At 43.0% G+C, this 25,543-nt stretch carries 22 protein-coding genes; 17 read left to right on the top strand and 5 right to left on the bottom strand.

Annotation, left to right across the window (positions count from 1 at the left end):
- The first annotated feature begins 22 nt into the window (after positions 1-22).
- From C825_RS26840 to ispF, 6 genes are all read left to right on the top strand, one after another.
- Positions 23-1,477 carry an aminoacyl-histidine dipeptidase gene (locus C825_RS26840; RefSeq protein ID WP_010800831.1) on the top strand — a complete coding sequence of 485 codons (1,455 nt, stop codon included), beginning with the start codon at positions 23-25 and terminating at the stop codon, positions 1,475-1,477.
- A gap of 310 nt (positions 1,478-1,787) precedes the next feature.
- Positions 1,788-2,438, top strand: a complete 651-nt coding sequence (locus C825_RS26835) for a redox-sensing transcriptional repressor Rex (RefSeq protein ID WP_010800830.1) — start codon at positions 1,788-1,790, stop codon at positions 2,436-2,438.
- A 1-nt stretch (position 2,439) separates the two neighbouring features.
- Positions 2,440-3,054, top strand: a complete 615-nt coding sequence (locus C825_RS26830) for a fumarylacetoacetate hydrolase family protein (protein ID WP_009859961.1) — start codon at positions 2,440-2,442, stop codon at positions 3,052-3,054.
- 16 nt (positions 3,055-3,070) lie between these two features.
- Positions 3,071-6,463, top strand: a complete 3,393-nt coding sequence (gene porU, locus C825_RS26825; protein WP_044215085.1) for a type IX secretion system sortase PorU — start codon at positions 3,071-3,073, stop codon at positions 6,461-6,463.
- Between the two features lie 68 nt (positions 6,464-6,531).
- Positions 6,532-7,725, top strand: a complete 1,194-nt coding sequence (gene porV / locus C825_RS26820; RefSeq protein ID WP_010800828.1) for a type IX secretion system outer membrane channel protein PorV — start codon at positions 6,532-6,534, stop codon at positions 7,723-7,725.
- A 30-nt stretch (positions 7,726-7,755) separates the two neighbouring features.
- On the top strand, positions 7,756-8,232 hold the full coding sequence (gene ispF, locus C825_RS26815; RefSeq protein WP_009859958.1) for a 2-C-methyl-D-erythritol 2,4-cyclodiphosphate synthase: 477 nt from the start codon (positions 7,756-7,758) through the stop codon (positions 8,230-8,232).
- Here the strand turns inward: ispF and C825_RS26810 are convergent.
- On the bottom strand, positions 8,210-10,120 hold the full coding sequence (locus C825_RS26810; RefSeq protein ID WP_010800827.1) for a sensor histidine kinase: 1,911 nt from the start codon (positions 10,118-10,120) through the stop codon (positions 8,210-8,212). The two genes, ispF and C825_RS26810, sit on opposite strands and share 23 nt — an antisense overlap.
- A gap of 131 nt (positions 10,121-10,251) precedes the next feature.
- Between C825_RS26810 and C825_RS26805 the strand changes: the two genes are divergently transcribed.
- The 5 genes from C825_RS26805 (at position 10,252) to C825_RS26785 (ending at position 15,749) form a co-directional block, all read left to right on the top strand.
- Positions 10,252-10,596, top strand: coding sequence for a translation initiation factor (locus C825_RS26805; RefSeq protein WP_010800826.1), 345 nt, complete (start codon positions 10,252-10,254; stop codon positions 10,594-10,596).
- Positions 10,597-10,636: 40 nt separating this feature from the next.
- Positions 10,637-13,900, top strand: coding sequence for a UvrD-helicase domain-containing protein (locus C825_RS26800; RefSeq protein WP_010800825.1), 3,264 nt, complete (start codon positions 10,637-10,639; stop codon positions 13,898-13,900).
- A gap of 129 nt (positions 13,901-14,029) precedes the next feature.
- Positions 14,030-14,704, top strand: coding sequence for a phosphatidylserine decarboxylase family protein (locus C825_RS26795; RefSeq protein ID WP_009859954.1), 675 nt, complete (start codon positions 14,030-14,032; stop codon positions 14,702-14,704).
- A 22-nt stretch (positions 14,705-14,726) separates the two neighbouring features.
- Positions 14,727-15,422 (top strand): CDP-diacylglycerol--serine O-phosphatidyltransferase, encoded by a 696-nt coding sequence (pssA, locus tag C825_RS26790; protein ID WP_009859953.1) that lies wholly within the window; start codon positions 14,727-14,729, stop codon positions 15,420-15,422.
- A gap of 57 nt (positions 15,423-15,479) precedes the next feature.
- Positions 15,480-15,749 carry a DUF4834 family protein gene (locus C825_RS26785; protein WP_009859952.1) on the top strand — a complete coding sequence of 90 codons (270 nt, stop codon included), beginning with the start codon at positions 15,480-15,482 and terminating at the stop codon, positions 15,747-15,749.
- Positions 15,750-15,893: 144 nt separating this feature from the next.
- On the opposite strand, the gene C825_RS26780 is transcribed toward C825_RS26785, so the two are convergent.
- Together C825_RS26780 and C825_RS26775 are read right to left on the bottom strand one after the other, a co-directional pair.
- A complete protein-coding gene (locus C825_RS26780) occupies positions 15,894-16,334 on the bottom strand; it encodes a nucleoside deaminase (RefSeq protein WP_044215086.1) in 441 nt (146 codons plus the stop codon).
- Positions 16,331-16,558 carry a hypothetical protein gene (locus C825_RS26775; protein WP_009859950.1) on the bottom strand — a complete coding sequence of 76 codons (228 nt, stop codon included), beginning with the start codon at positions 16,556-16,558 and terminating at the stop codon, positions 16,331-16,333. The genes C825_RS26780 and C825_RS26775 overlap by 4 nt, the downstream gene beginning before the upstream one ends.
- 68 nt (positions 16,559-16,626) lie before the next feature.
- Here C825_RS26775 and C825_RS26770 point away from each other — a divergent pair, with 68 nt between their 5' ends.
- The 5 genes from C825_RS26770 to C825_RS26750 all read left to right on the top strand — a co-directional run bounded on the left by C825_RS26770 (position 16,627) and on the right by C825_RS26750 (position 23,364).
- Positions 16,627-16,992 (top strand): YraN family protein, encoded by a 366-nt coding sequence (locus C825_RS26770; protein WP_010800823.1) that lies wholly within the window; start codon positions 16,627-16,629, stop codon positions 16,990-16,992.
- Positions 16,993-17,013: 21 nt separating this feature from the next.
- On the top strand, positions 17,014-17,367 hold the full coding sequence (locus C825_RS26765; protein ID WP_009859948.1) for an MmcQ/YjbR family DNA-binding protein: 354 nt from the start codon (positions 17,014-17,016) through the stop codon (positions 17,365-17,367).
- Positions 17,360-18,112, top strand: coding sequence for a biotin--[acetyl-CoA-carboxylase] ligase (locus C825_RS26760; protein WP_010800822.1), 753 nt, complete (start codon positions 17,360-17,362; stop codon positions 18,110-18,112). The genes C825_RS26765 and C825_RS26760 overlap by 8 nt, the downstream gene beginning before the upstream one ends.
- 63 nt (positions 18,113-18,175) lie before the next feature.
- Positions 18,176-19,045: an endonuclease/exonuclease/phosphatase family protein gene (locus C825_RS26755; protein ID WP_010800821.1), complete on the top strand. Its 870-nt coding sequence runs from the start codon at positions 18,176-18,178 to the stop codon at positions 19,043-19,045.
- A gap of 935 nt (positions 19,046-19,980) precedes the next feature.
- Positions 19,981-23,364, top strand: a complete 3,384-nt coding sequence (locus tag C825_RS26750; protein ID WP_010800819.1) for a DUF6383 domain-containing protein — start codon at positions 19,981-19,983, stop codon at positions 23,362-23,364.
- A 225-nt stretch (positions 23,365-23,589) separates the two neighbouring features.
- Here the strand turns inward: C825_RS26750 and C825_RS26745 are convergent, their stop codons facing one another.
- Together C825_RS26745 and C825_RS26740 are read right to left on the bottom strand one after the other, a co-directional pair.
- The gene (locus C825_RS26745; RefSeq protein ID WP_010800818.1) at positions 23,590-24,018 is read right to left on the bottom strand and encodes an Hsp20/alpha crystallin family protein; all 429 of its coding nucleotides are present in this window, start codon (positions 24,016-24,018) and stop codon (positions 23,590-23,592) included.
- A 197-nt stretch (positions 24,019-24,215) separates the two neighbouring features.
- A complete protein-coding gene (locus C825_RS26740) occupies positions 24,216-24,446 on the bottom strand; it encodes a hypothetical protein (protein ID WP_009859943.1) in 231 nt (76 codons plus the stop codon).
- Between the two features lie 381 nt (positions 24,447-24,827).
- Here C825_RS26740 and pyrH point away from each other — a divergent pair, with 381 nt between their 5' ends.
- The gene (pyrH, locus tag C825_RS26735) at positions 24,828-25,538 is read left to right on the top strand and encodes a UMP kinase (RefSeq protein ID WP_005867363.1); all 711 of its coding nucleotides are present in this window, start codon (positions 24,828-24,830) and stop codon (positions 25,536-25,538) included.
- Positions 25,539-25,543 lie beyond the last annotated feature (5 nt).

Below are 25,543 nucleotides of genomic sequence, written 5' to 3'. Positions count from 1 at the left end.
TTTAAAATTAAACATTAAGTCTATGTCAGCAGAAATCAAGAATCTTTCCCCGCAGCATGTCTGGGGTTATTTCTATGACCTCACACAAATCCCCCGTCCGACAGGACACATGGAAGCAGTCACTCGTTTTGTAGAAGCTTTTGGAAAAGGATTGGGATTGGAAACTTTGCGGGATGGAGCAGGAAACGTTCTGATCCGTAAACCGGCCACTCCCGGAATGGAAGGCCGCAAAACAGTAATCCTGCAATCTCACCTGGATATGGTTCCCCAGAAAAATTCTTCTGTGAAACATGATTTTCTGACTGACCCGATTGATGCTTATATAGATGGCGACTGGGTAACAGCCCGTGAAACGACATTGGGTGCCGACAATGGCATCGGTGCTTCGTTGGCTATGGCAGTGCTTTCTGATACGACTATCAAGCACGGACCGATAGAAGCTCTTTTCACGATCGATGAAGAAGAAGGAATGGATGGCGCTTTCGGTTTGAAGCCCGGTTTCCTGAAAGGAGAAACATTGATTAACTGCGATTCGGAAGAAGAAGGCGAATTGTTTGTCGGTTGTGCCGGCGGTGCAGACCTGAATATTTCGATCCAGTTTAAAGAAGATACTTATATTCCTGAAGGTGATGTGGCTGTAAAGCTGAGCCTGACAGGATTGAAAGGCGGTCACTCGGGTGTGGATATCCATTTGGGACGTGCCAATGCCAATAAATTAATGTTCCGTTTCCTGAAAGAGGCCGTTTGCGACTATGGGGCTCGTTTGTCATCTATCGAAGGCGGTTCGTTGCGTAATGCGATTCCGCGTGAGGCATTTGCCGTTGTTACCATTCCCGGTGATAATGTGGAGGCTTTATGGGAGCTGGTGAGCGATTATCAAGATATGTTCCGGGAGGAATATAAAGGCATTGAGAATAATATCAGCTTTGTTGCCGATATGACTGATCTGCCCGGCACACTGATTCCGGAAGAGATTCAGGATGATATTATCAATGCGATCGAAGGTTGCCAGAATGGTGTGATCAGCATGTTGAGTGATTTCCCCGGAACGGTGGAATCTTCTTCCAACCTGGCCATCGTCAAGTCATCCAATGAATTGATTGAAATAAAGATATTGGTCCGCAGTTCATCGGAGAGCCGTAAGGCCTCTGTTTGTTCAAGCCTGGAAAGTATATTTGCTTTGGCAGGAGCTAAGGTGGAATACGGCGGTTCTTATGGCGGATGGCAGCCGAACATCAATTCTCCGATTCTGAACGTAATGCAGCAGACATACGAGGAATTGTTCGGAAAGAAACCTTCGGTAAAGGTCATGCATGCCGGACTGGAATGCGGCATCATCCAGGAATCTTATCCTACAATGGATATGATTTCTATCGGTCCGGATCTGGAGCACCCACACTCACCGGATGAAAGGGTGAACATCGCGACAGTGCAAAAAGTGTGGGACTTCATTGTCGCTACGTTGGAAAGAATCTAAGTACGAAAATCTACCCTTTATACGAAAGGCTGCATTCCCGTTTTGGAGTATGCAGCCTTTTTGCCTATATTTTGGAACAAAAAGTGAAGTGTTTTGCCTATGTTTTGAAACAAAAAGCGAGTGCCTTTGCCTATGTTTTGAAACAAATCAGTATATTTGTGTCTGAAAATCAATCCATTTGATCAATGTTCCTTTTTATTATGTAGGCTCATTGGATGCGGTAATGTCCAAACATATAAAATCGGCTATAAACTAAAAAGGAAAGAAAAAAATTGTACTTTTGTGAGCTACATTAATAAAGTACAAAATAATGGCTAATGATGACTTGAAACAAGCCTGGAAAATTCCGGAGCCGACACTCCGGAGATTGCCCTGGTATCTTGCTTTTCTGAAACTGATGAAAGGTAAGGGAGAGACGTTTGTATCATCTACCCAGATTGCTAAAGAAATTAATGTAGATCCCAGCCAGGTGGCGAAAGATCTTTCGTTTGTAAATATTTCGGGGAAAACCAGGGTAGGCTATGATATTTGTGCCCTTGTGGATGTGTTGGAGGATTTTTTAGGTTTTACCGCGCAGCACAAGGCCTTTTTATTTGGTGTTGGTAGCCTGGGAGCTGCTTTATTGCAGGACACCGGGTTGAATCAGTACGGTCTGGAGATCGTTGCCGGATTTGATGTCCGCAAGGAACTGGCCGGAGCGGTTGTCAATGGCATTCCTGTATTTCATTTGGATGATTTTCCTGCCAAGCAGAAAGAATTCGGGGCGACGATCGGTGTTATTACCGTGCCTGTCGATAAAGCGCAGGAGGTGACCGAACAGATCATTGCCGGAGGAATCAAAGCCTTATGGAATTTTACCCCGTTCCGTATCCGTGTCCCGGAACATATTGTGGTACAGAACACTTCCATGTATGCCCATCTGGCTGTCATGTTTAATCGCTTGAACTCAATTAATCACTGAAATGAAGATTATAGCAGTAGGAATGAATTATGCAGAACACAATAAAGAGCTGCATCATTCGTTAGAATTATCGGAGCCTACTATCTTTATGAAATCCGATTCCTCCCTGTTGAAGGATGGAAAACCGTTTTTCATTCCCGATTTTTCATCGGAGATACATTATGAAACGGAGATTGTCGTGAAGATAGACCGGCTGGGTAAGAACATCGCCGAACGTTTTGCGCATCGTTACTATAATGAAGTAACAGTCGGTATTGATTTTACCGCCCGTGATCTGCAAAGAGAGTTGCGTGCGAAAGGATTACCCTGGGAGATCAGTAAAGCATTTGATAATTCGGCTGTTATCGGGGCGTTTGTGCCATTGGACAGAGTAGGGGATATCAACCGTATCCCGTTCCATCTGGATATAAACGGTCAGAAAGTGCAGGAGGGAAATACCTCGGATATGCTTTTTCCGGTAGACAAGATTATCGCTTATGTGAGCCGTTTCTTTACCCTGAAGATAGGAGATTTGATTTTTACAGGTACGCCGGTGGGTGTAGGACCGGTTAAGATCGATGATCATTTGCAGGGCTATATCGGCGAGCGGAAGCTTTTGGATTTCCACGTGAGATAACGGGAAATGAATGACTATGCTACGAGTACTATATACATTAATAATAAGTATCTGCTTTTTTACTTCTGCCTGGGCGGATGGTAGCAAATATGCAGCCAGTTCCGCATTGTCGTCCGGCAAATGGGTGAAGGTACAGGTTGAAGACAGAGGATTTTATAAACTGACATATGCCGACCTGCGTGGAATGGGGTTCTCTGATCCTGCCAAGGTTTCCGTACATGGGTATGGCGGTTGTATGTTGGATGAAGATTTCTCGACTCCTTATATCGATGATGTTCCTGCCGTGCCGGTCTGGCGTGGTGACGATTATCTGCTATTCTATGGTTGCGGGGTTATCAAATGGGATTATGATAAAAGTACGGGAAGTTTTATTCATACCAATAACCCCTATTCCAATTACGGTTATTACTTCCTGACGGATGCGACGGGTACAAAAGAAATGGAATCTGTGGCGTCTGCTGCCGGTGCTTCTTTGAAAGTGACAACTTATGATGATTATCTTCTGCATGAAAAAGACCTTGTTTCCGTTAATAATTCAGGACGTGAGCTTTTTGGAGAAGCGATGGATATGACCCTTTCAAGGGATTTTTCATTTAACGGTATAACCGGTATAACCAATGATGACGGTAAGGTAACGTTGCGTTTTATCGCCAAGCCGACAAGTGGTAACGGAAGTGTGACCATGAGCGTGGATGGAAACAAAGTGTTGGAAAGGAGTATCTCTTATAGCAGTACGGGTGGTAGTGAAACGTATACTATGGCACGTTCGGTATATGAGGTCGTCGATTGGAAAGGCGACAAAAGTACAAATGTAAAAGTAAATGTAAGATACGGACAGTTAGGGCATAAGAACGTACATCTGGACTTTATCCGTTTGCAGATGAAACGTGAACTGCAACCCTATGGCGCCTGTACTTTTTTCCGTAGCCTGGCTTCGGTAAATAACGCTTCCCGTTTCGTTATTCAGAATGCGAATGCGAATACGTTGGTCTTTGATGTGACCGATAAGTTGAACCCGAAACGGATGGAAACGGAATTGAGCGGAAGCGAATTGTCTTTCTCTATTCCGGCAGGAACGTTGAGGGAATTTGCCCTGGTGCAGCGAAACCAGACATTGCCGTCCCCCGAAGTGATAGGCGATGTGGCGAATCAGGATTTGCATGCTTTGCCGCAGACAGATATGGTTATTATCGCCCAGTCAGGTTTGGCTTCGCAGGCAGAACGTCTGGCCGAAGCACATCGTACCCGCGACGGGTTGACTGTCCAGGTCGTTTCTCCGGATGCTATTTATAATGAATTTTCCAGTGGAACCCCGGATGCGACAGCCTACCGTCGTTTTATGAAGATGTTTTATGACCGGCAGACTTCGGAGGCCGATGCTCCCAAATATCTGCTTCTTTTCGGTGACGGGGCATTTGACAATCGCTTCATTACTTCAAGTTGGCAGAATGTGGCAAAGAACAATATGCTGCTGACTTATCAGACTGAGGAATCTTTGGATGATAAATCATATGTGGTAGATGACTATTTCGGTTTTCTGGATGACAGCAATAACGGAAAGGGGTTAGTGTCAGCCAGAGTGGATATCGGTATCGGACGTTTCCCTGTCCGGACATTGACTGAGGCGACCGATATGGTGGATAAGGTTATCAACTATATGGATAATAAAGAGACCGGATCGTGGAAGAATAACGTCTGCTTTGTCGCAGATGACGGAAGTAATGCGGACGGTTACATGATACAGCATGCTCAACAGGCTGATGATCTGGGCGAATATATAAATACCAGTCATCCGGAGTTCATGGTAAATAAGATTTATTTTGATTCTTATAAAAAGGACTTTTCCGGAGGTTTAAGTACCTATCCCGATGTAAAGACGAATCTTCAGAAACAGCTTAAGAACGGATTGTTGCTGATCAATTATACAGGTCATGGTAATACTGTATCCTGGAGTGATGAAAAGGTATTGACAGAAAGTGATATAACGAAGTCTACTTATACCCGTCTGCCTGTGTGGATTACGGCGACTTGTGACTTCTGCCGTTTTGATGCTCCGGTTACTTCTGCCGGCGAGCAGGTATTCCTGAATAAGGTAAGTGGTGGCATCGGTTTGTTTACTACGACTCGTGTGGCTTATTCCAGTCCTAACTTTTCTATTAATGACAACTTGATCCGTAACTTGTTCGAGAAAAAGAACGGACGCCGGCTAACGTTGGGTGAGGTGATGAAAGCGACCAAACAGGCATTGGGTTCCAGCCGCTATAAGTTGGGATTCGCTTTGATCGGCGATCCCGCATTAAAGCTGGCTTATCCGGAGTACCGGATGCGGGTGACTGCTATAAACGGGAATCCGGTAACGGACGAACCGATCGATTTTAAAGCATTGCAGAAGATAACGGTGGAAGGTGAAGTATTGGATCCGGGAGGAAATATTGCAACCGGCTTTAATGGTCTGCTGAACCCGACCGTCATGGACAGCCGCCTATCTTATGAGACATTGGATAATAATAAGACCGGAACGAAATTCAAATATACAGATTATTCGAATATACTTTTTATCGGCAATGATTCAGTCCGTGCCGGAAAGTTCAGTTTCACGTTTACTGTGCCGAAGGATATTTCTTATTCGAATGAGTTCGGTAAGATGAATCTCTACGCATCGGATGAGACAAATAATCTGGAGGCACAGGGTGCTTATCTGAATTATCGGGTCGGGGGAACCGATGATAACGCGGAAGACGATTATGATGGTCCTGAAATCCGTGCTTTATACCTGAACGATTCGACATTCGTCAGTGGCGACCAGGTCAATACAACCCCGTTCTTTGTGGCGCGTCTTTGGGATAAGAGTGGCGTGAATATAACGGGTAGCAGCATCGGTCATGATATGATGCTGATTATCGACGGCGATCCTTCGTTCAGCTTTAATCTGAACAGTTATTATGAACTGATTCCGGGAAGTGACGGAGAAGGGATCGCGAAATACCTGATCCCTGCCTTAACGCCGGGAATCCATACCGCAGAGTTTAAAGTCTGGGATATACAGAACAATTCGACGACATATGAATTTGAATTTGAGGTAGTCGAGGGATTGAAGCCTTATCTGTTGGAGTTGACGGCATCGCCCAGTCCGGCACGTGAACAGGTGGAGTTCCATTTGTTCCATAATCGTCCGGAAAGCCAGTTGACAGTCGGTATCATGGTGTACGATATGATGGGGCGTCTGCAATGGAAGCATCAGGAGACCGGCGCTTCCGAACTGTTCAAGTCCTATACGGTAACCTGGGATCTGACGAATAACCGGGGAGGACGCCTTCGTCCCGGGGTGTATATTTATCGTGCGGCGATCAGCTCGAGTGGCTCCAAAGAGGCAACAGACGCAAAGAAATTAATAATCCTCGCACAATAAAGTAATATAAAATCAGTTTATATGTTGGTAGGGTAAATTTTATTTACCGCGTTTTTAACAGATATAGTATGATAAAAGAATTAAGAATCAGTACATTTATAGTAGTATTCAGCCTTTTGGCTGTATTATCCGTGTGGGCTCAGAAGAAAAATACATTTGCTCCGGTTAATACTGCAGTGCCTTCGCTATCAATTGCACCTGATGCACGTGGTGGTGGTATGGGTGATAACGGGGCGTCGACTACTCCCGATATAAACTCTCAATATTGGAACCCTGCTAAATATGCGTTTATGTATAGTAAGGCAGGCGTTTCTTTATCATATACTCCCTGGTTGCGTAAGTTGGTCAATGATGTGGCTTTGGCGAATCTGTCCGGTTACTATAAAATCGGAGATAGCGATTTGCAGGCTGTCGGTGCTTCCTTGCGTTATTTCTCGTTGGGAGATGTACCCTATAATCCTATTACCGGAGAGTCGACAGGTAATTATTCCGTTAGTCCGTATGAAATGGCTTTCGATGTAAGTTATAGCCGTAAATTGTCTGAATCTTTTTCGATGGCTGTGGCCATGCGTTATATCCGTTCGGATATGGGAACCGACCCGGCTGATGAAAGCCGCGTGCCCGGTAATGCCTTTGCTGCGGATATTGCGGGTTATCTGGAGAAATATGTGATTCTGGGTAACAGTGAATGTTTGTGGAGTTTCGGTTTCAATGTGTCTAATATTGGTACTAAAATCTCTTATGACGGGGGAGAGCATAATGAATTTATTCCGACAACACTTCGTCTGGGTACCGGTTTGCTGTATCCGATCGATGATTATAACCGGATCGGTTTGTATCTGGATTTGAGTAAGTATCTGGTTCCGAGTCTGCCTTATTTGCAGGAAGGGTATACGGATGAAGAGAAAGCCGAATACGATAAGAAAAAAGAAGAATATAATAATGTATCCGGTATCTCCGGTATCTTCAAATCTTTCGGTGATTCGCCTGACGGTTTCAAAGGTGAATTGCAGGAAGTGATGGTCTCGATCGGTGCCGAGTATAGTTATAACGAGCAGTTTTTTCTTCGTGGAGGTTATTTTTATGAGAATGCCAATAAGGGTAACCGTCAGTATTTCTCAGTCGGAGCCGGTTTCCGCATGAGTGTATTCCAGTTGGATGCAGCCTATCTGGTAAGTACCGTTCAGAGTAACCCGTTGGACCAGACACTCCGTTTCACACTGTCGTTTGATATGGACGGGATAAAGAACCTGTTCAGATAATTGAAGATTGAATATTAAGAACTGAAAATTATGAAGATACGGGTTGGTTTCGGCTATGATGTGCATGCGTTTGTCGCTGACCGTGAGTTATGGTTAGGAGGGATTCGAATCGAACATTCAATGGGGTTGCAAGGGCATAGCGATGCGGATGTGTTGATACATGCCATTTGTGATGCTTTGCTGGGGGCTGCCAATATGCGTGATATCGGTTATCATTTCCCTGATACGGCTGAAGAGTATGAAGGTATTGACAGTAAAGTTTTACTCTATGAAACAATGGAGTTGCTTCGTGATGCCGGCTATACGTTAGGTAATATAGATGCAACGATCGCAGCTGAAAAACCGAAATTGAATCCGCATATCCCGCTGATGAAACAGACATTGGCCGAAGTGATGGGAGTAGATGCAGAGGATATATCCATCAAAGCGACTACCACGGAAAAGCTGGGCTTCACCGGACGCCAGGAAGGGATAGCCGCTTATGCTACTGTCTTGATTCAGAAATGATAATGTCTTTATGATGAACTTCGCAGGGGATGGTGAACCAGAAGGTACTTCCTTTCCCCTCTTCCGATTCGACTCCGATCTCTCCGTTCAGACGTTTTACAATTGTCAGGCAGATAGATAATCCCAGTCCTGTACCTTGTATGAAATTGTCAAATTTGGCAAAACGTTCGAACACGTGCGGAAGGTTTTCTTTGGAAATACCTTTGCCGGTGTCGGAAACATAGAAACGCAGGCCGCCTTCTATTTCTTCATATCCTATTCTTATAGTTCCTCTGAAAGTGAATTTGCAGGCATTGGTCAGAAAATTGGTTATGACCTGTGTCAGGCGTGTCTTTTCCGAATAGATAAAACAGGGATGTACGGGGGTTGAACATTCCAGTGTTACTTCTTCTTTTGTCCGGCTTTTGAATGTCTGTGCCAGTGTGGTGAATAACGAAGAAACATTGATGTTGGAGAAGGTAAAATCCAATTGACCGGCCTCTATCTTTGATAAATCCAGTATGTCGTTGACCAGTTGGAGCAATAGCTCGTTATTGGTTTCGATGATATTACAGAATTCGGCAGTGTCTTCTGGACTTTCCGAATGGGCGATCAGGTTGGAGAAGCCGACGATGGCATTGAGCGGAGTGCGTATTTCGTGGCTCATGTTTGCCAGAAACGCAGATTTCAGCCGGTTAGCCTCTTCCGCTTTTTCCTTTTCGCGACGTTCGTCTTCCTGTTTCAGTTTTTGGATATAAAGCCGGAAGCGCAGGACGGCAATTGTTGCCAGCAGGATAATGATTGCAAATGCACTGAACAGATGTATTTTATATTTCTGAAAGAATGTCGGTGGCTGCTGATAATAAATGGCGTTGGGTGGAAAGCGGGACGGTTCGATGCCGTGATTGAGCAGATGCTGGTAATTGAGATAGGTGTGCGGTTCCCCTCCGATATGGGTTTGGATATCCCGGGCTGCAGTTCCTTGCCATATTAACCGGACGGTGGTAATAACAGATTCGCTGAAATCATTTTCCGAGATATAATGTCCCCCGGCAAAATTACCAGTCTCGATGTTCAGGTCTGCCAGAAGATAGACTGGTGGCAGGGAAAAACTGTTGGTCATCTTTTGCATGTTATCGATCAGGTAATGATTCTCTTTGGAGCTCTTGAAGACAAACCAGGAGTAATAGATGATACCTGCTTTCTGGTCATATATACTTAAGCTGTCCAACAGATTTTCGGTAGAGAGGGCTGGAGTGGACAACACTTCCAGTTTTAACTCGGGATAATTTGCCTGTATTGTTTTTGAAAGCTCCTGTTTGGTATATAAACTAATGTAGCGGTTGTCGCAAATAAAGATTATTTTTTTCAGTTCAGGCTGTAGCTTCTTTATTGTTTCAATGGTCTCTTTTACGAAAAGGGGCTGGATCAGTCTGGTTGTATTGTATCCTTTTATCTCATCTTCCGTAAGAGCCATATGTTCGATAGTTTCCAGGTCTCTTTTCAGTAAATATTCTATTTTTATCGGGACCAGTTCCTGCGAATGGCAGATGATGGAAGGTACATTTTTCCATTCATTATCGAAAAGGGGACGGCACAGCAACCAGGCCGGATCGCCTATGCAAACAACGACTTTGGGAGGGGTGGGGTATTTATTACGTAATATTTCCAGTTTCTCATTTACATCTGTCGTATCTTTTATAGCAGGGATAGATAACTCCTCGCCAAGCACTGTTATATGTTCCTGGGTAAAAGTCTTATTGATTGCTTCGTAAATACCTTGCGTCCATACTTCGTTAAAGTTGATGGAATGGATAACTAAAATATAATCGTCCTTATCGTCCGGCAGGGCATACATGGAACGATCAATCAGTAGTATAAGGGATAATATGAAAAAAAGTCTTTTCATACGAACTAGTGTGATAATTAAAATAGTTATGAAAATCAGTCTGTTTCAAGCAAAGATATGTATTATTCTCCGTTCTTTTGCTTATCCCGCTGTTAATTTGTAGTTTTGAACCAAATAAAATGTAATGAATTATGAAGAATAATGACTGGAAAGACCGTTTGGGGGTGATGTATTCCACCAATCCGGATTTTCAATATAATACAGGGAATGAGGTAGAAGAAGATACACTTCCCAAAGAGAAACAACAATTGCGTATCTCGCTGGACAAGCGGAACCGGGGTGGTAAAGCCGTTACATTGGTGACCGGATTCCGTGGTACGACAGAGGATATGGAGGCTTTAGGTAAATTCCTGAAGGTAAAATGCGGGGTAGGCGGTTCCGCTAAGGACGGAGAAATCATCGTACAGGGAGATTTGCGTCAGAAAGTACTCGAAATCCTCCAAAAGGAAGGCTATGTAAAGAGCCGGATTATTTGAGGAGATTCAATATTAAAACCTCTCATTAATAATTAAAACTATGCTGACTGTTTACAGAGCTTCGGCGGGAGCCGGAAAAACCCATAAGCTGACCGGTGAATATCTGACCTTGCTGTTTGGCGGGACGGGAGCCTATCGCCGTATCCTGGCGGTGACGTTTACCAATAAGGCTACCGATGAGATGAAAAGCCGTATTGTGGAGGAACTTTACAACCTCTCTTCCGGTCGTAAGTCTGATTATGTGGAATCTTTGCGGGCTACCTATGTACTGACCGAGGAACAAGTCCGTAAACAGGCAAAAAAGATATTAACCGATATCCTGCACGATTATTCTGCATTCAATATCAGCACCATCGACCGTTTCTTCCAGCAGACTATGCGTGCTTTTACCCGTGAAATAGGTTTGCAGGGTGGCTATGGCATTGAAATGGACCAGGAGCTGGTGCTCACTTCAGCTGTCGATAACCTGCTGGCTGACCTTGAAAAGCCGGAAAGCAAGGAACTGTTAGGCTGGCTGCTTCGTTTCGCCGAAGATAAGATAGAGAATGGAGGCGAATGGAACCTCCGTAAAGATATCATGTCCCTGAGCCGTGAAGTTTTTAAGGAAAGCTACAAGGCATCCAGTGAAGAAGTGGCCAAAGATATCGAGGATAAGGAAGCACTCGAAAACTATAAAAATGAACTCTTTGGTATTATCCGTTCGGTAGAAGCCGAAGCGAAGCGATTGGGCGAGAGCGGTCTTGCCTTACTCAATAAATATGCCATCCGTACAACCGATTTTAAGGGAGGAAGCCGTTCTCCGCTTACCCTGCTGGACCGTCTGGCGAAAGGTGAGATGAAAGAGCCGACAGCCACCTTTATCGGCCTAGCCGATAATCTGGAAGGCTGTTTTACCAAAACAACTCCGATAGGAATGCGTCAGGTCATCGGTTGTGTTTTTGAAGACGGTCTGAATGATTGTATCAAACGTATCATCGCCCTGTTCTCTAATCTGACCGCTTATAATACGGCTCGTGAAATCGTACGTTATTATTATACGCTGGGTATCCTGACCGACGTTTCCCGCCAGATCGCCTCCTATCGGGAGGAAAAGAATGTCATGCTGATTGCCGATACGACCGAGCTGCTGAATAAAGTGATCGGAGGCAGCGATGCCCCGTTCATCTATGAAAAGACCGGTACGCACGTCGATCATTATATGATTGATGAATTTCAGGACACCAGCGGCATGCAATGGAACAACTTCCGTCCGCTGATCAAAGAAAGCCTGGCACACGACCGGGCCAATCTGATTGTGGGAGACGTAAAACAAAGTATCTACCGCTTCCGCAACTCCGACTGGAAATTGCTGGATGAACAGGTGCAAACCGATTTCTCGCAGGAAGAAGTACGGGAAGAAACATTGAAGGAAAACTGGCGCAGCTGCCGGAATATCGTTGAATTTAATAATACGTTCTTTACCGCTATCCCCGGTGTCTTGCAAAGCGTATATAACGAAAGCCTGCTGACCTCTTCGCTGAGTGAAGAACAGCGTGCCGCCTATCTGACAAAGATCATGTCGGCTTATACGAAAAGTTATCAACAGGTTCCGCCGCCGTTCAAACAGAAAGACGGCCATGTCAAAATAGAATTTCTTGCCGGTGATGAAGATAAAGACTGGAAAGAAGAAGCCCTGAACCGTCTGCCCGGTGTGGTGGAACAATTACAGGATAACGGTTATGTCCTGAAGGATATCGCCATTTTGGTCCGTACCAATATGGAAGGGGCGATGGTGGCTGAAAAGCTGCTTTCCTATAAGGAGGCAAACCCTTCCGACCGTTATCATTACGACATAATCTCCGACGACGCCCTGTTTGTCAGCGGATCGCCGGCAGTTCGTTTTATGGTTGCCCTGTTGCGGTATCTGAGAAATCCGGAAGATAAAATCAATGAACAGACAGCCTTGTACTCTTACCGGATTTTACAGGGAGCGACGAAAGACGAGAATCTCTCGGAGGCATATTCCGTAACCGTTTCCGGCCTGGCTTTTCCGCCGGAGATTGCATCGGAGTTGCAGACTCTTTCCCGCCAGTCGCTGTATGAAATATCAGAAGGACTTTTCCGTCTTTTCTCCGGAGAATTTCAGAATAACGAACAGGTCTTCGTTCAGGCGTTTCTCGATATGGTATCGGAGTATACCCAAAAAGAAAGTGCCGATCTGACTCGCTTCCTGAAATGGTGGGATGAGACGGGATACCGTAAAACAATCGCTACCCCGGATGCGCAGAATGCCATCCGTATCCTTACCGTCCATAAGTCGAAAGGACTCGGATTCAAGGTCGTCATTATCCCGTTCGGTGACTGGGAGATAGACCATAAGCCCAGCAAACCGGTTATCCTGTGGTGTAAACCGGAAACCAAACCGTTCAACCGGCTGCATCTGGTTCCTGTCCGCTATAGCCAGTCGCTGGGGAATACCATTTTTGCGGAAGACTATTTCCGTGAGCGATTGCATGCTTTCATTGATAATCTGAATACATTATATGTCGCTTTCACCCGCTCCAAAGACGAACTGATCGTTTTTGCTCCCCGTCCGAAAAAGATAAAGGAAGAGACCGGCGAAGTTGAAAAGATCTCTTCCATGGCCGATGCTTTATGGGCAGGCTTGTATCTGGAGGTGAAGGATACCCGGGAAGGAGACACGCTTGTTTCATTGCCTTCTTCTTTTGATACGAAAGAAGGGATCTTTGAACTGGGTAGTTGGTGGCATCCCGCGGCAGCCAAGCAGGATGGACAGAGTCCCGAGGAGATCGCGATGGCTCGTATCAACTCTATTTCTCCCGACGACCGTTTACAGCTTCGTCTGCATGGCAAAGGCTTTTTCTTTGATAATGCCCGTCGTAAACACGGTGCCCTGATGCACGAGGTGCTCAGTCAGATACGGACACAAAAGGATATCCCCGCAGCCGTTGAAGGCTATCGTTTGGCCGGTGTCATTAATAAGGATGAAGCAGAGTCGCTGGTTGTCCGGCTGGAAGAATTGCTGGAAATGCCGGAAGTACATCCTTGGTATGACGGGACGGCCCGTGTGCTGAATGAAGTCGATATCCTTTTCGGAAAAGGATTGTCCAAACGTCCCGACCGGGTTATGATATCGGAAGATAAAGTCGTGGTGATCGACTATAAATTCGGTGAAATACAGGATAAGAGATATCATAACCAGGTGAAGAATTATATGAAACTGATCCGGCAGATGGGATATGAAAAGGTAGAGGGTTACCTGTGGTATGTGGAACTGGGAACTATCGAATCTGTAGATAGTTGATGACTCCCGGTTGACAGTCCGGCTTCGCATCTGTCCGCAGTCAACCGATTTGTCATCTTATTTGTTTTGTTATTCCGTAAAAATGAATACTTTTGCAAATTGTAATAAAAACGCAGTTTAAGAAGAAGGATGAAAGTACATAAAGAAGGAACAGGCCTGCTACTTACGTTATTTACGGTTTTATTTGTCGTAAATGTCGCATTATACCATACCGTAGGTAAGGGAGTGCTGTTCTATTCTGTTGCGACAGTTTCGACTATTCTTTTCCTGCTGATCCTGAATTTCTTCCGCAGTCCGTTTCGTCGTTTCCCTTACGACTCTGAAGGTCTGGTGATTGCACCGGCCGACGGTACGATCGTAGCAATCGAGGAAGTGATGGAAAATGAGATCCTTCACCGGAAATGTTTGCAGATATCTATCTTTATGTCCGTGTTTAACGTACATGCCAACTGGTTTCCGGTAAACGGTACCGTGAAACATGTCTCTCATAATAACGGACGGTTCATGGCGGCCTATTTGCCGAAGAGCAGTACTGAAAACGAACGTTCAGCCGTTGTTATCACGACTAAGAACGGGGTGGATGTACTGGCACGTCAGATTGCGGGAGCACTTGCCCGGCGTATTGTTACGTATGCCAAGGTCGGAGAGAAATGTCACGTGGATGAACAGATGGGTTTTATCAAATTCGGGTCGCGTGTAGATGTTTATTTGCCGGTGGGAACCGAAGTCTTGATTGAGATGGATCAGAAGGTGACCGGTAACCAGACACCGATTGCACGGTTAAGCAAATGCCCGTGCGAATAGAATCCGGAAAATATACGAAAGAATGAATATAAGAAAGCATATCCCCAATACAATCACTTGTCTGAGTCTTGTATCAGGATGCATCGCCACTGTGATGGCTTTGCAGGATAATTATTTATGGGCTGCCATATGGATCATCATTGCTGCCGTGTTCGATTTTCTCGACGGCTTTGCCGCCCGTTTGCTGAAGGCTTATTCTCCGATGGGAAAAGAGTTGGACTCATTGTCGGATATGGTGAGTTTCGGAGTGGCACCCGGTATGATCGTATTCTCGATGCTGGGACAGGCAAGCCTTCCTTTAGGCGAGATAGGACGTTATATTCCTTATCTGGCTTTTGTGATTCCTGCTTTCTCCGGTTTGCGTCTTGCCAAATTCAATATTGATGAGCGGCAGACAACTTCATTTATCGGTATGCCGGTTCCGGCACATGCGTTATTCTGGGCTTCGGTCGGATATTCATTGTCTCCTTTGAGCCAGGCGAATAATGTCTTATTTATAGTGGTTACGCTGGTGGTAGCGTTGGCTACCTCCTTATTGCTTGTGTCTGAGATCCCTATGTTCTCGTTAAAGATCAAGTCGGTTGCATGGAAAGGTAATGAAAGACGCTATATATTAGTGGGTTGCGCAGTCCTGTTCGTTGCCTTTTTCGGTATGCTTGGTATAGCGGGAACAATTCTTCTCTATATCCTCTTGTCTATTTTTAACAAAAGGCAGTAAACAAGAGGTCTGGTCTATGTGTTTCTCTTATAAACCAACTAAGTAACGAATAATATTATGTTTAAGTTTTTGTTTGTAATGTTTTTCTTCTTCATCCTGTTAGTCTTCCTGATGGGTTTCTCTATCCTGCGTACATTTAAGAATATGTTGTTTGGTAGCGGAAGCAGCAATGCAAAGAAAGGGGAACAGCGTCGTCAGACAAGTAGTTACTCCGGTGGACAACGTCAGTCGCATAATACCGCTGAGGAAGATTATGCGGCCGCCAATCGCAAAAAGATCTTTACTAAGGACGAAGGCGAATATGTCGATTTCGAAGAAGTAAAGTAGTAAGCTTTTGATCAATAACACGAAAATATAGCTGAGTTAAAAAAGAAGGATATGAATTGGGTAGTGTCACTACCCAGTTGAAATTGGGAGGCTTTCTGCTTGCAGTATTGTATTATTTAGGAGCTAATCTTGTTGATGATTGCTTTATCTGCGTGACTTAAAGAATTTCTGCATCTCTTCCGCACACTCTTTCTCCATTACTCCCTTTTTTACTATCGCTTTGGGATGGAAAGCCTTCGGCGCATATTGCTGAAAGCCTCTTTTCTCGTCGCTTGCCCCATATACAATGGTGCTGAGTTGGGACCATCCGATGGCGCCGGCACACATGATACAGGGTTCTACCGTTACATAAAGACTGCAATTAGTCAGGTACTTGGCACCCAGTACGCCTACGGCTGCCGTTATGGCTAGCATTTCCGCATGGGCGGTCGGGTCGTTCAGCCGCTCTGTCTGGTTATGGGCACGGGCAATAATCTGATTGTTACATACAACAACGGCCCCTACGGGCACTTCTCCTTCGTCGGCGGCAGCACGTGCTTCCACCAACGCCTGTTTCATAAAATATTCGTCGTTAAATGGATTCATCTTCTCATTTCTGTTTCTTTGAAGAGGGTAGGATAATCCTCTTCCAGTGTCTTGAGTATATGTGAAAGGATTGTTTCCCGGTACCAGCGGGATTTGTTTTCGATATTATATCTGGCAAGATAGCGGTCGACAGCCTTCTGCTCTTCATCGTTGAGCATAAAAGTAACCTTATGCACCCTCGGGCGATTGGGTTGGGGTGGTGAATATTTCCGTTTTAATGCCATATTGTGCAAATGTACAAGTGAAAGCCCAAATAAAAAAGAAAAACAGTATATTTGTGCAAATTAATAAGATGGCTGAACAAAACGATTTAGGCAGGGATGGTGAAGCAAGGGCACGCGATTATCTGATCCGTCAGGGCTACACGATTTTGCATACCAACTGGAGATGGCATCATTACGAACTGGATATTGTTGCCGTCAAGGGGAAGGATCTGGTTGTCGTAGAGGTGAAAACCCGCTCGGAAGATTATCTCCTTTCGCCCGAAGAAGCTGTCGATAATAAAAAGATCAGGCGTATTGTAGCGGCGGCAGATGCCTATGTCCGTTATTTTAACCTGGATTTGCCGGTCCGTTTCGACATCATCACCCTGGTAAAAGAGAAGGATGGTTTCCGGATCGAGCATATAGACGATGCTTTCTACGCTCCGTCCCGATAAAATAGAAAACTGAGAAAACGTATGAATATAGAAGAAGCCCGTGAATATTGTTTGTCGTTGAAAAACGTTACCGAATGTTTTCCTTTCGATGATGTCTCGCTCGTCTTTAAAGTGGAGAACAAGATGTTTGCCCTTTTGCCTCTGGATGGAGAGGAACCGTATTTGGCTTTGAAATGTAATCCGGATTATACGGAAGAGTTGCGCGACCGTTATGCAGCAGTCGAAGGAGCTTATCATTTCAATAAGAAATACTGGAACGGAGTTTATCTGGAACGCGACATGTCCGACGACGATATCCGCCACTGGATTCGTCATTCCTATCGTGAGGTAATAGCCAAACTACCGAAGAAAATAAGAGAAGCATACGATGAATGAAGAAAATGAACAGCCGCGTATTATCCGGCTCGAAGAAACAACCTCTACAAATAATTATCTCCGCGGACTGGTAGGGAAAGAATCCTTACCGGAAGGGAGTATCGTTGTTACAGAATATCAGACAGCCGGACGAGGCCAGGTCGGTAACACCTGGGAGTCGGAACCGGGAAAGAATCTGATGTTTAGCATTATCCTGTATCCGGATTTTCTTCCGGCTAACCGCCAGTTCTTAATCTCCCAGATAGCTGCACTGAGTGTAAAGGAAACGCTTGATGCTTATGTGGACGGTATAACGGTGAAATGGCCGAACGACATTTACTGGCATGACCAAAAGATATGCGGCATGCTGATTGAGAACGACTTGACGGGGCATTCCCTGTATTGTTCCGTGATAGGCATCGGTATTAATATAAACCAGCGGGAGTTTCTGAGTGATGCTTTGAACCCTGTTTCACTGGTACAGATAACGGGTCGGGAATATGACCGGGAGGAAATCCTGAACAGTTTCCTGAAACGTCTTTACGACCGCTACCTCGGTCTGCTTCAGGAAAAGGAGGAAGAGATTCGGAGTGCTTATATGGCAGCCCTGTATCGCGGTAACGGCTTTCATCCTTACCGGGATGAACAAGGCGTCTTCCAGGCTTGTATCCTGGGAATAGAACCCACAGGACACCTGATTCTGAAAACAGATAACGGAGAAGTGAGGCGCTATGCATTCAAGGAAGTGTCGGTGGTAAACACTTAAAAATAGCACTTTGGGGGGCACTTCTCTAAATAACATAGTATTAATCTAATATCAGAAATAACAATGAAGCAGTTATCTAATAACAAATGTATTCTTTTCTTTTTTGCATTATTCTTTATTTCCGGTCTGAATGCTCAGACTTCAAGTTCCTATGAACGTGACTGGCGCACCGACCGTCAAAAGATAAAGATCATTTCCTACAATATCATGGATGGTTTCAGCAACGGTTCGGATAAGGATCGTATCTCCCGTTTTACCGCCTGGGTAAAAGAACAATCCCCCGATGTACTGGCTTTGAACGAACTTTGCGGCTTCACTGAGGCCAAACTGAAAGAACTGGCAGCTTCTTACGGTCACCCTTATGCCGCAATTGTAAAGGAAAACGGTTATCCGGTCGGGCTCACTTCGAAAACGCCTATCAAGGTTGTCGACAGAAAGATTGACGGTTATGGCCACGGCCTGTTACATTGCAAAGTTCTGAATATGGATTTCCTGGTGACGCATCTGAATCCTCATGATCGGTTAAAACGCAAAAAGGAGGCCGATAATATTATCGATTACATCAATAAAAATCAGTTAACCAATTGCCTATTGATGGGTGACATGAATGCCCATTCCCCTTTCGATGCCTCCTGGACGGATGAACATCTGGAGAATTATGCTGTGATTTCTACTTTTATGGCAGCTTCATTGCATGACATTTGTTATATGTTCACTCCTGATAACCAACGTTATTCTTACCCTACCCGTATATTGACCAGTTCACCGAAAGGAGAGGCTTTACGCCGCCAGCAGGAGCGAATCGATTTCATATTTGTAACCGACAGCCTGCGTCCTGATTGTGTAGATGCACAGATTTATAACGGTCCGGACAACGATTATCTTTCCGATCATTATCCGATAGGGATCAGTATGTTCATTCCTAAAGAGTAGTTACAAATAAAGTTTCCGGAAATGTGGCGTCACTTGCTATACTTCGGATGCTTATATCATTATGAAAGAGTAAATTATGATGGTGATGCTGAGGTGTTATTCAGCGTCACCATTGTTGTTTTATAGCGTCGCTTATCGCTCCTTCGGTGCTTAAGTCGCCACACTATTATATTTAAGGATATAGTATAGTACAATTAGGTCCTTTTCATACCTATTCTAAATATGAAATATATGCTTTACAAAAAAGAAAGGTATACCTTACATATATGTAGATATGAACTTACATTTATGTACTTATCTGATTACATATTTAATACTAGTAAAGAAGATGGTTAAAGTCTACTACAATAGGCTTTAGTTCTTATAGTATAATGGGTTAACTGTTGTAGGCCGGTATAAAGGAGATAGATTAGAGAGTAGCTTTATTTTTGCTATGTAAAAATAGGTGATGCCGAATAATATTTCAGCGTCACTTGTAATATGTTGATATATAGTGTTATATTATCTTTTTCTTTATTTTGACACTGAATCGGTGAAAACTATATATTAATGTACATGTGTACATTAATATAATATACTTTCTTTATGAAAGAAATATAATATACATATGGTTCAGCTATTGAAATATAAGAATTATATATAAAATAAGTAGTGACTAAAAAAAACGATCCTTTAAATACGTCAACAAAATTAATTATAACTTTTGAAACCACAACTCTTTTCCAAATAAATTTTGCATAACTATCTCCTTTCTTATCAAGAGAATAACAAAGTATGTACAAAATTAATGCTTTCGATTACGAATATCAAATAGTCTATAAATACTGGCTAGATTAAAGGATCGTTTTTTCTAGTCATTATACTTTGACTAAGGACGTAAAAGGTTGGATAAGAACAATTTCATTAACATTATTATTAATATTAAAATTTAGATTATGAACAAAAAGTTTTCTACTTTGGCGATTGCTTGTATGGCTTCGGCTTTGTTCTCTTCTACTCAGGCTGCAACAATCAGCCAAGGTACAAGTGATGTAACGAAGATTGAAACTAACAAGTTTTATCAATTAGGTGACGCTACTGCAGGCAAAGTACTTGTTATGGTACCGGATGGTAATGGTTACACACTGAAACTGAAAGATGTTACTGCTGTAACAGATGTAAACTCAACACTGTGGTCTATTCAGTATTCTTATAGCAACAATGCTACTGGTCCTGATTTTACATTTGTAAATAAAGGAACAGGTATACCTTTGATGGTTAATCCTGGCGATGCTCCTTTGTATGATGCAACTAAAACTTATGCAGCAGCAGATGGTTTTGTGAAAATGAACGGAGCAGCTTCTTCCTGGAAATGGAAAAGTTCAACAGAAACTCAGTCTTCTCCGTTCGGAACAAGCGGTTTAATTTCTTATTTTGCAAAAGACTCTGTTGTTACTTTGGTAACAGGCGCAACTGCTACTCCTAATGCAACTGGCAATGGTTATACTAGTTCAGAAGATGTTTATTTGGTAAAAGCTCATGCCAGCAGAGATAAATGGGAAGGTCGTCATTTGAGACTGGCTCCTATTACTGCAGGTGCTGTAACTCTGAGTGCAAAAGACTTGAATACCAAATTAGGTACTGATCCGGAAGGTGATTCTTTCAAACTGGGAGCAACTCCGGAATTGAAAGTAGGTGATAATAGTGTTTTAGGAAACGTTTTTGCTGACAAAACTTTCCGTGCTTGGAATGGTAATAATAGTGAGGCAATTATTGGTAATGAGAATAATACTTCTGAATTATATGCTGAAACTGCTAGTTTAGTACCTGAGATAACAAAAGCAAATGGTTATGTTTTGCTACAGATTGTTGATGGAACAAAGGATGATAAGCCTTATGAAGATACTTATCTGTTGGCAGATACTGCTTATATTGATGGTACTTCCCAGAATCTGAAGCTAATTGGTTTTGGAAGTGATAAGTTTACAACTACAGCTCATACTCCTGCTCCTTATTTGAGTGCAGGTGCTAAGAACCGTGATATCAAGTCTTATATGTTTAAGTTTGATTATTATCCTACTTCAGACAGTATTGCTGTTAGCATTAAATCTTATATGGATAAAGGTACTGCTGATGCTGCAACCGGTTCTGAATGGCAAACTACAAATGCGGTTAATCATCTTATTACATTAAATAAACTGACTTCTACAAGTGAAATTACTGTTTTAGCAGATGCAGGTCCTGTAAACGTTCGTTTCTTCTTGGGTGAAGGTACAACAAACCGTACATCAGAAAATAACGGTGTTTATGTAATCAAGAATGATAAAGACCAGTATTTGGCTGTTCCTATTTATAATACGAAGAAAGATAATGGAGTAAATGCTTGGACTAATGCTCCGAAATGGGTTACTGTAAAAGCTTCTGAGCAGGAAGTGATGAACATGCCGGCTTACCAGTGGGTTATCTTAAAAGATCATGAAGAAACTTCGGAAATTGCCGAGCTGTCAACTGTAACACTTATTAACCGTGAATTTGCCGGTGTAAAACAAAGCATTCAGTTACGTCAGGAAGAAGGTGGTGCTTACAAGTTTGTTGCAGGTGGTCTGCATAGTATTGACTCCCTGGATATCAAGCCTGTAACAGCTGCTGCATTAGGTAATGAAAAATTAGGTTATTTGAACTTGGATAACAAGGTGTTGGATGTAATGTCTTACAAGTTCAATTATCTGCATTCATATGCTGATGATAAATTCATCGGTATGAACGGGGATTCTATCCTGTATGTGAAAGATGCTGAATTGTCATTCTTTATGAATAAAGAAACAGCTGAAGTTCCTTATGGTATTACTGTGGATAATGCATTGAAAGCTAAAATTTCAGGTTTGAAACAGTTGAAACGTGTTATGTACACTCCGTATGTGAAGACTTCTAAGGGTAATCTTTATATTACATTAGATAGCGAGGGCAGATACAAAATGACTTCTGATGAAGCTAAAGCTAAGAAGTTCTATCTGAAAGAAAATAATTTCTATAAAGCTGAATCTGTAGAAGCAGCTCGTCCTTACTATGCATTCATCAATGTCGCAGCAACTGATTCAACGAAGATTGGTTCGGCTGATGAAGATCTGAGCGTAATCTTGAAAGATAATGTGCTGGAAGAAACAAGAACTTCTGCATTTGCAATTGTAGAAAATAACGCTCCTCTGTATCGTCGTTTCAATACTGCATTAGATGGTGCTGTAGAAGGCCAGGAAGATGCAGCTAAGCTTCTGAAGTTCAAAGAATATTATCGTGGTGAATATCTGATGGATGAAAACAATGAGAAATTCAAAAATGAAGGAGTTTGCTATTTGGGTATCGAAAGAGAAGATAAAGTTAATCCGAAAGCTGGTTTGTCATTTGTGGTTGATACAGCGACAATTGATAATGCTCCTAATGGAAAGATCAAACCGCAGTATTTCATCTATGTGAGTCAGAGTGAAAAAATTGCAGAACCGGCTAAACCTTGTGAACTGGATCACGAACACCTGAACGGTATTACAGAATGGACTTGTCCTCACGCTATTCCTGCAAAACCTGGCTTTACAAGAGCTAAATATCTGGTAAGTTTCGCAGATTCTCTGAAGGCTAAAGATGCAGATAAGTTATATCAGTTTGGTGACTATACTCGTGTCGGTTTTGTGGATGCTATGCATATTGGTGATAGCTTGTATGTTTTGACAAATGGTTTCGAAGAACTGGCTAATGCTGATTTGGATACGGCAAAAATTAAGGCAGCTTACAAAGCTGCTAAAATTGACGCTGACTATATCATTGATTTGAAATCTGAATTGAAGAAAGATGCTCACAAGAATTATACTTGGTCATTCCGTTACATCAATCCGGATAAGGCAGCTGCTGCAACAGCAGAAAACTTGGATGTTGCATTCCTGATTGAATCAGACAAGAAAGCAAGCGATTTGGATGTTGCTCCTATCAATGGTGCTTGGTTGAAGAGCCAGAACGGTTGTTTGGTTCTGTCGGATTCAAAATCATCTACATTTGAAAATGCAAGAACCGGTGGTGATAATGCATTGGTATTCAATATCGAGATAGGTTCAGAAGATGATATGGCAACAGATAACGAAACAATTGCTACATCAACAGTATCAGTAGTTGCAACTAACGGAGCCGTAATCGTTAAAGGCGCTGAAGGTAAGAAAGTTGTTATCAGCAACGTTCTTGGACAGACTATTGCTAATACGGTAATCACTTCCAACGAAGCTACTATCTCTGCTCCGGCAGGTTATGTGACTGTGGCTGTTGAAGGCGAAGCTGCTGTAAAAGCAATCGTAAAATAATAGATAATTCTAAAATTACCACCATGCGGTCGGGTAGAGACATTGTATGCAATGTCTCTACTACCTGCCAATTAACCTGCGACGGGCGAACAAGTGGTAGTATTAATACTAAAGTAATAAAATAAAGTTCATCTGTCAGTATCCCTGCGAAGAGAGAAGCCGGATAAAAAATATCCCCCGATGGAAATTCCGTCGGGGGATATCATTATTTAATGATGAGGGTACTTATTTAATCTCAATGTTTCTCTGTAATTTGGCCGTTTCTACAGGTACTTTTTTAGGAACATCTACGGTCAATACGCCATGTTCTACTTTAGCGCTGATCTTTTCTTTGTCAACATCATCCGGCAATATCATTGTCTGCTGGAATTTAGAATATGAGAATTCGCGACGTAGATAACGTCCGTTATGCTTTTCGTCTTTATTCTCGTTTTTCTTTTCCATTGAAACAACCAGGCAGTTGTCATCGTCGATACGGACATTGAAATCTTCCTTAGTCATTCCCGGGGCAGCCAATTCAATCTTATAATCTTTTTCGCTTTCAATTACATTGATAGCAGGTGCTGTTGAATTAGCTTTTTCCATCCAGTCGTTATCGAAGAAATCATTGAAGATACTCGGTAACCAATTTTGATTTTTTCTGATCGGCATCATAATTAAATCTCCTATTTTTAAGTTACACATTCAATAATTTACTGAACTCCGGGCTCTTTCCGAACCCTTCGTTCAGCTATCAATAAGCAAACTTTGTGCCAGTTGGATTTAATGCCTAATTCTGTCTTTTTGTCACTTGTTTAAGCTATGTTTGACAGAATTGGTGACATATTGTAGCGATAATCCTTGAATAGCTATTAATTTGTTGCCCCTTTCTTGACTTTGTCGGTGATATGTTCGACACGGTCACCGATATATTCGGCTTCGTTAACACCTTTGTCGACTACATCTTTGATTTTCTTTTTTGCTCTGTCGGCCAGTTCGCTCATGTCGTCGTGGATACATTTGAATTTACCGTCGTCTTCCATTTTGCGAAGCACATAGCCGATAGCGATACCGGCAGCAATACCAATCAATACATTTTTCATAACTGCTTAATTTTTAAATGATTCTTTTTGTTTAATGTCTCTTTGTTTATGAAACAGTGCGTCAGGCTGTATTGTTCAGGCTTTAAAAGTGAAAAAGATATATGAAATTGTAAAGTAACATTCCCCTGTCTCTTTCCGCTGAAAGGGGAGGGGAATGCTAAAGTTAGGAAGAAGGTTTGGTTGTTTTCTTAGTGTTTTTCAAAATAAGGAATAAAGTGTGTTTCATTTCGGTAGCAAAAGTAGGGGGACGGCATTACAGAGTTGCTACATAGGCTATACAGTTTTATTAAATAAAACCGGATTAATTGACTTCCGATATTGTTTGCTAATCGAAATACTGTATTTTTGCAGAAGAACAATTAAAAATCAAAAAACAGAAAGATGGCACAATACAAGAGAATTCTCCTGAAGTTAAGCGGTGAGTCGCTGATGGGAGGTAAACAATATGGTATCGACGAAGTTCGTTTGAATGAGTATGCAGCACAGATCAAGGAGATTGCAGAGATGGGTGTCCAAATCGGCATTGTCATAGGCGGAGGTAATATCTTCCGTGGTCTGAGTGGGGCGTCTAAAGGGTTCGATCGGGTGAAAGGTGATCAGATGGGGATGCTGGCAACGGTAATCAATAGTTTGGCCTTGAGTTCTGCGCTGGTTGCACAGGGAGTAAAGGCAAAGGTGTTGACTGCTATCCGGATGGAGCCGATCGGTGAGTTTTATAATAAATGGCGTGCCATCGAATTGCTGGAACAGGGTAATGTGGTGATTATGTCCGGTGGAACAGGTAATCCGTTCTTTACGACCGATACAGGTTCTTCTTTAAGAGGTATCGAGATTGAAGCCGATGTGATGCTGAAAGGTACACGTGTGGATGGCATCTACACAGCCGATCCGGAAAAAGACCCGACTGCGACTAAGTTCTCAGATATTACTTATGATGAAATATACACTCGTGGCCTGAAAGTGATGGACCTGACAGCGACTACCATGTGTAAAGAAAACAATCTGCCTATCATTGTCTTTGATATGGATACCAACGGGAATCTGAAGAAGGTGATGAGCGGCGAGAATATTGGGACGTTGGTACATAATTAGAAAAA

Source organism: Parabacteroides sp. ASF519, assembly GCF_000364265.2.
GTDB lineage: Bacteria > Bacteroidota > Bacteroidia > Bacteroidales > Tannerellaceae > Parabacteroides > Parabacteroides goldsteinii.
The sequence above is the reverse complement of the archived record's forward strand: the minus strand, read 5'-3'. Positions and strand labels throughout refer to the sequence as shown.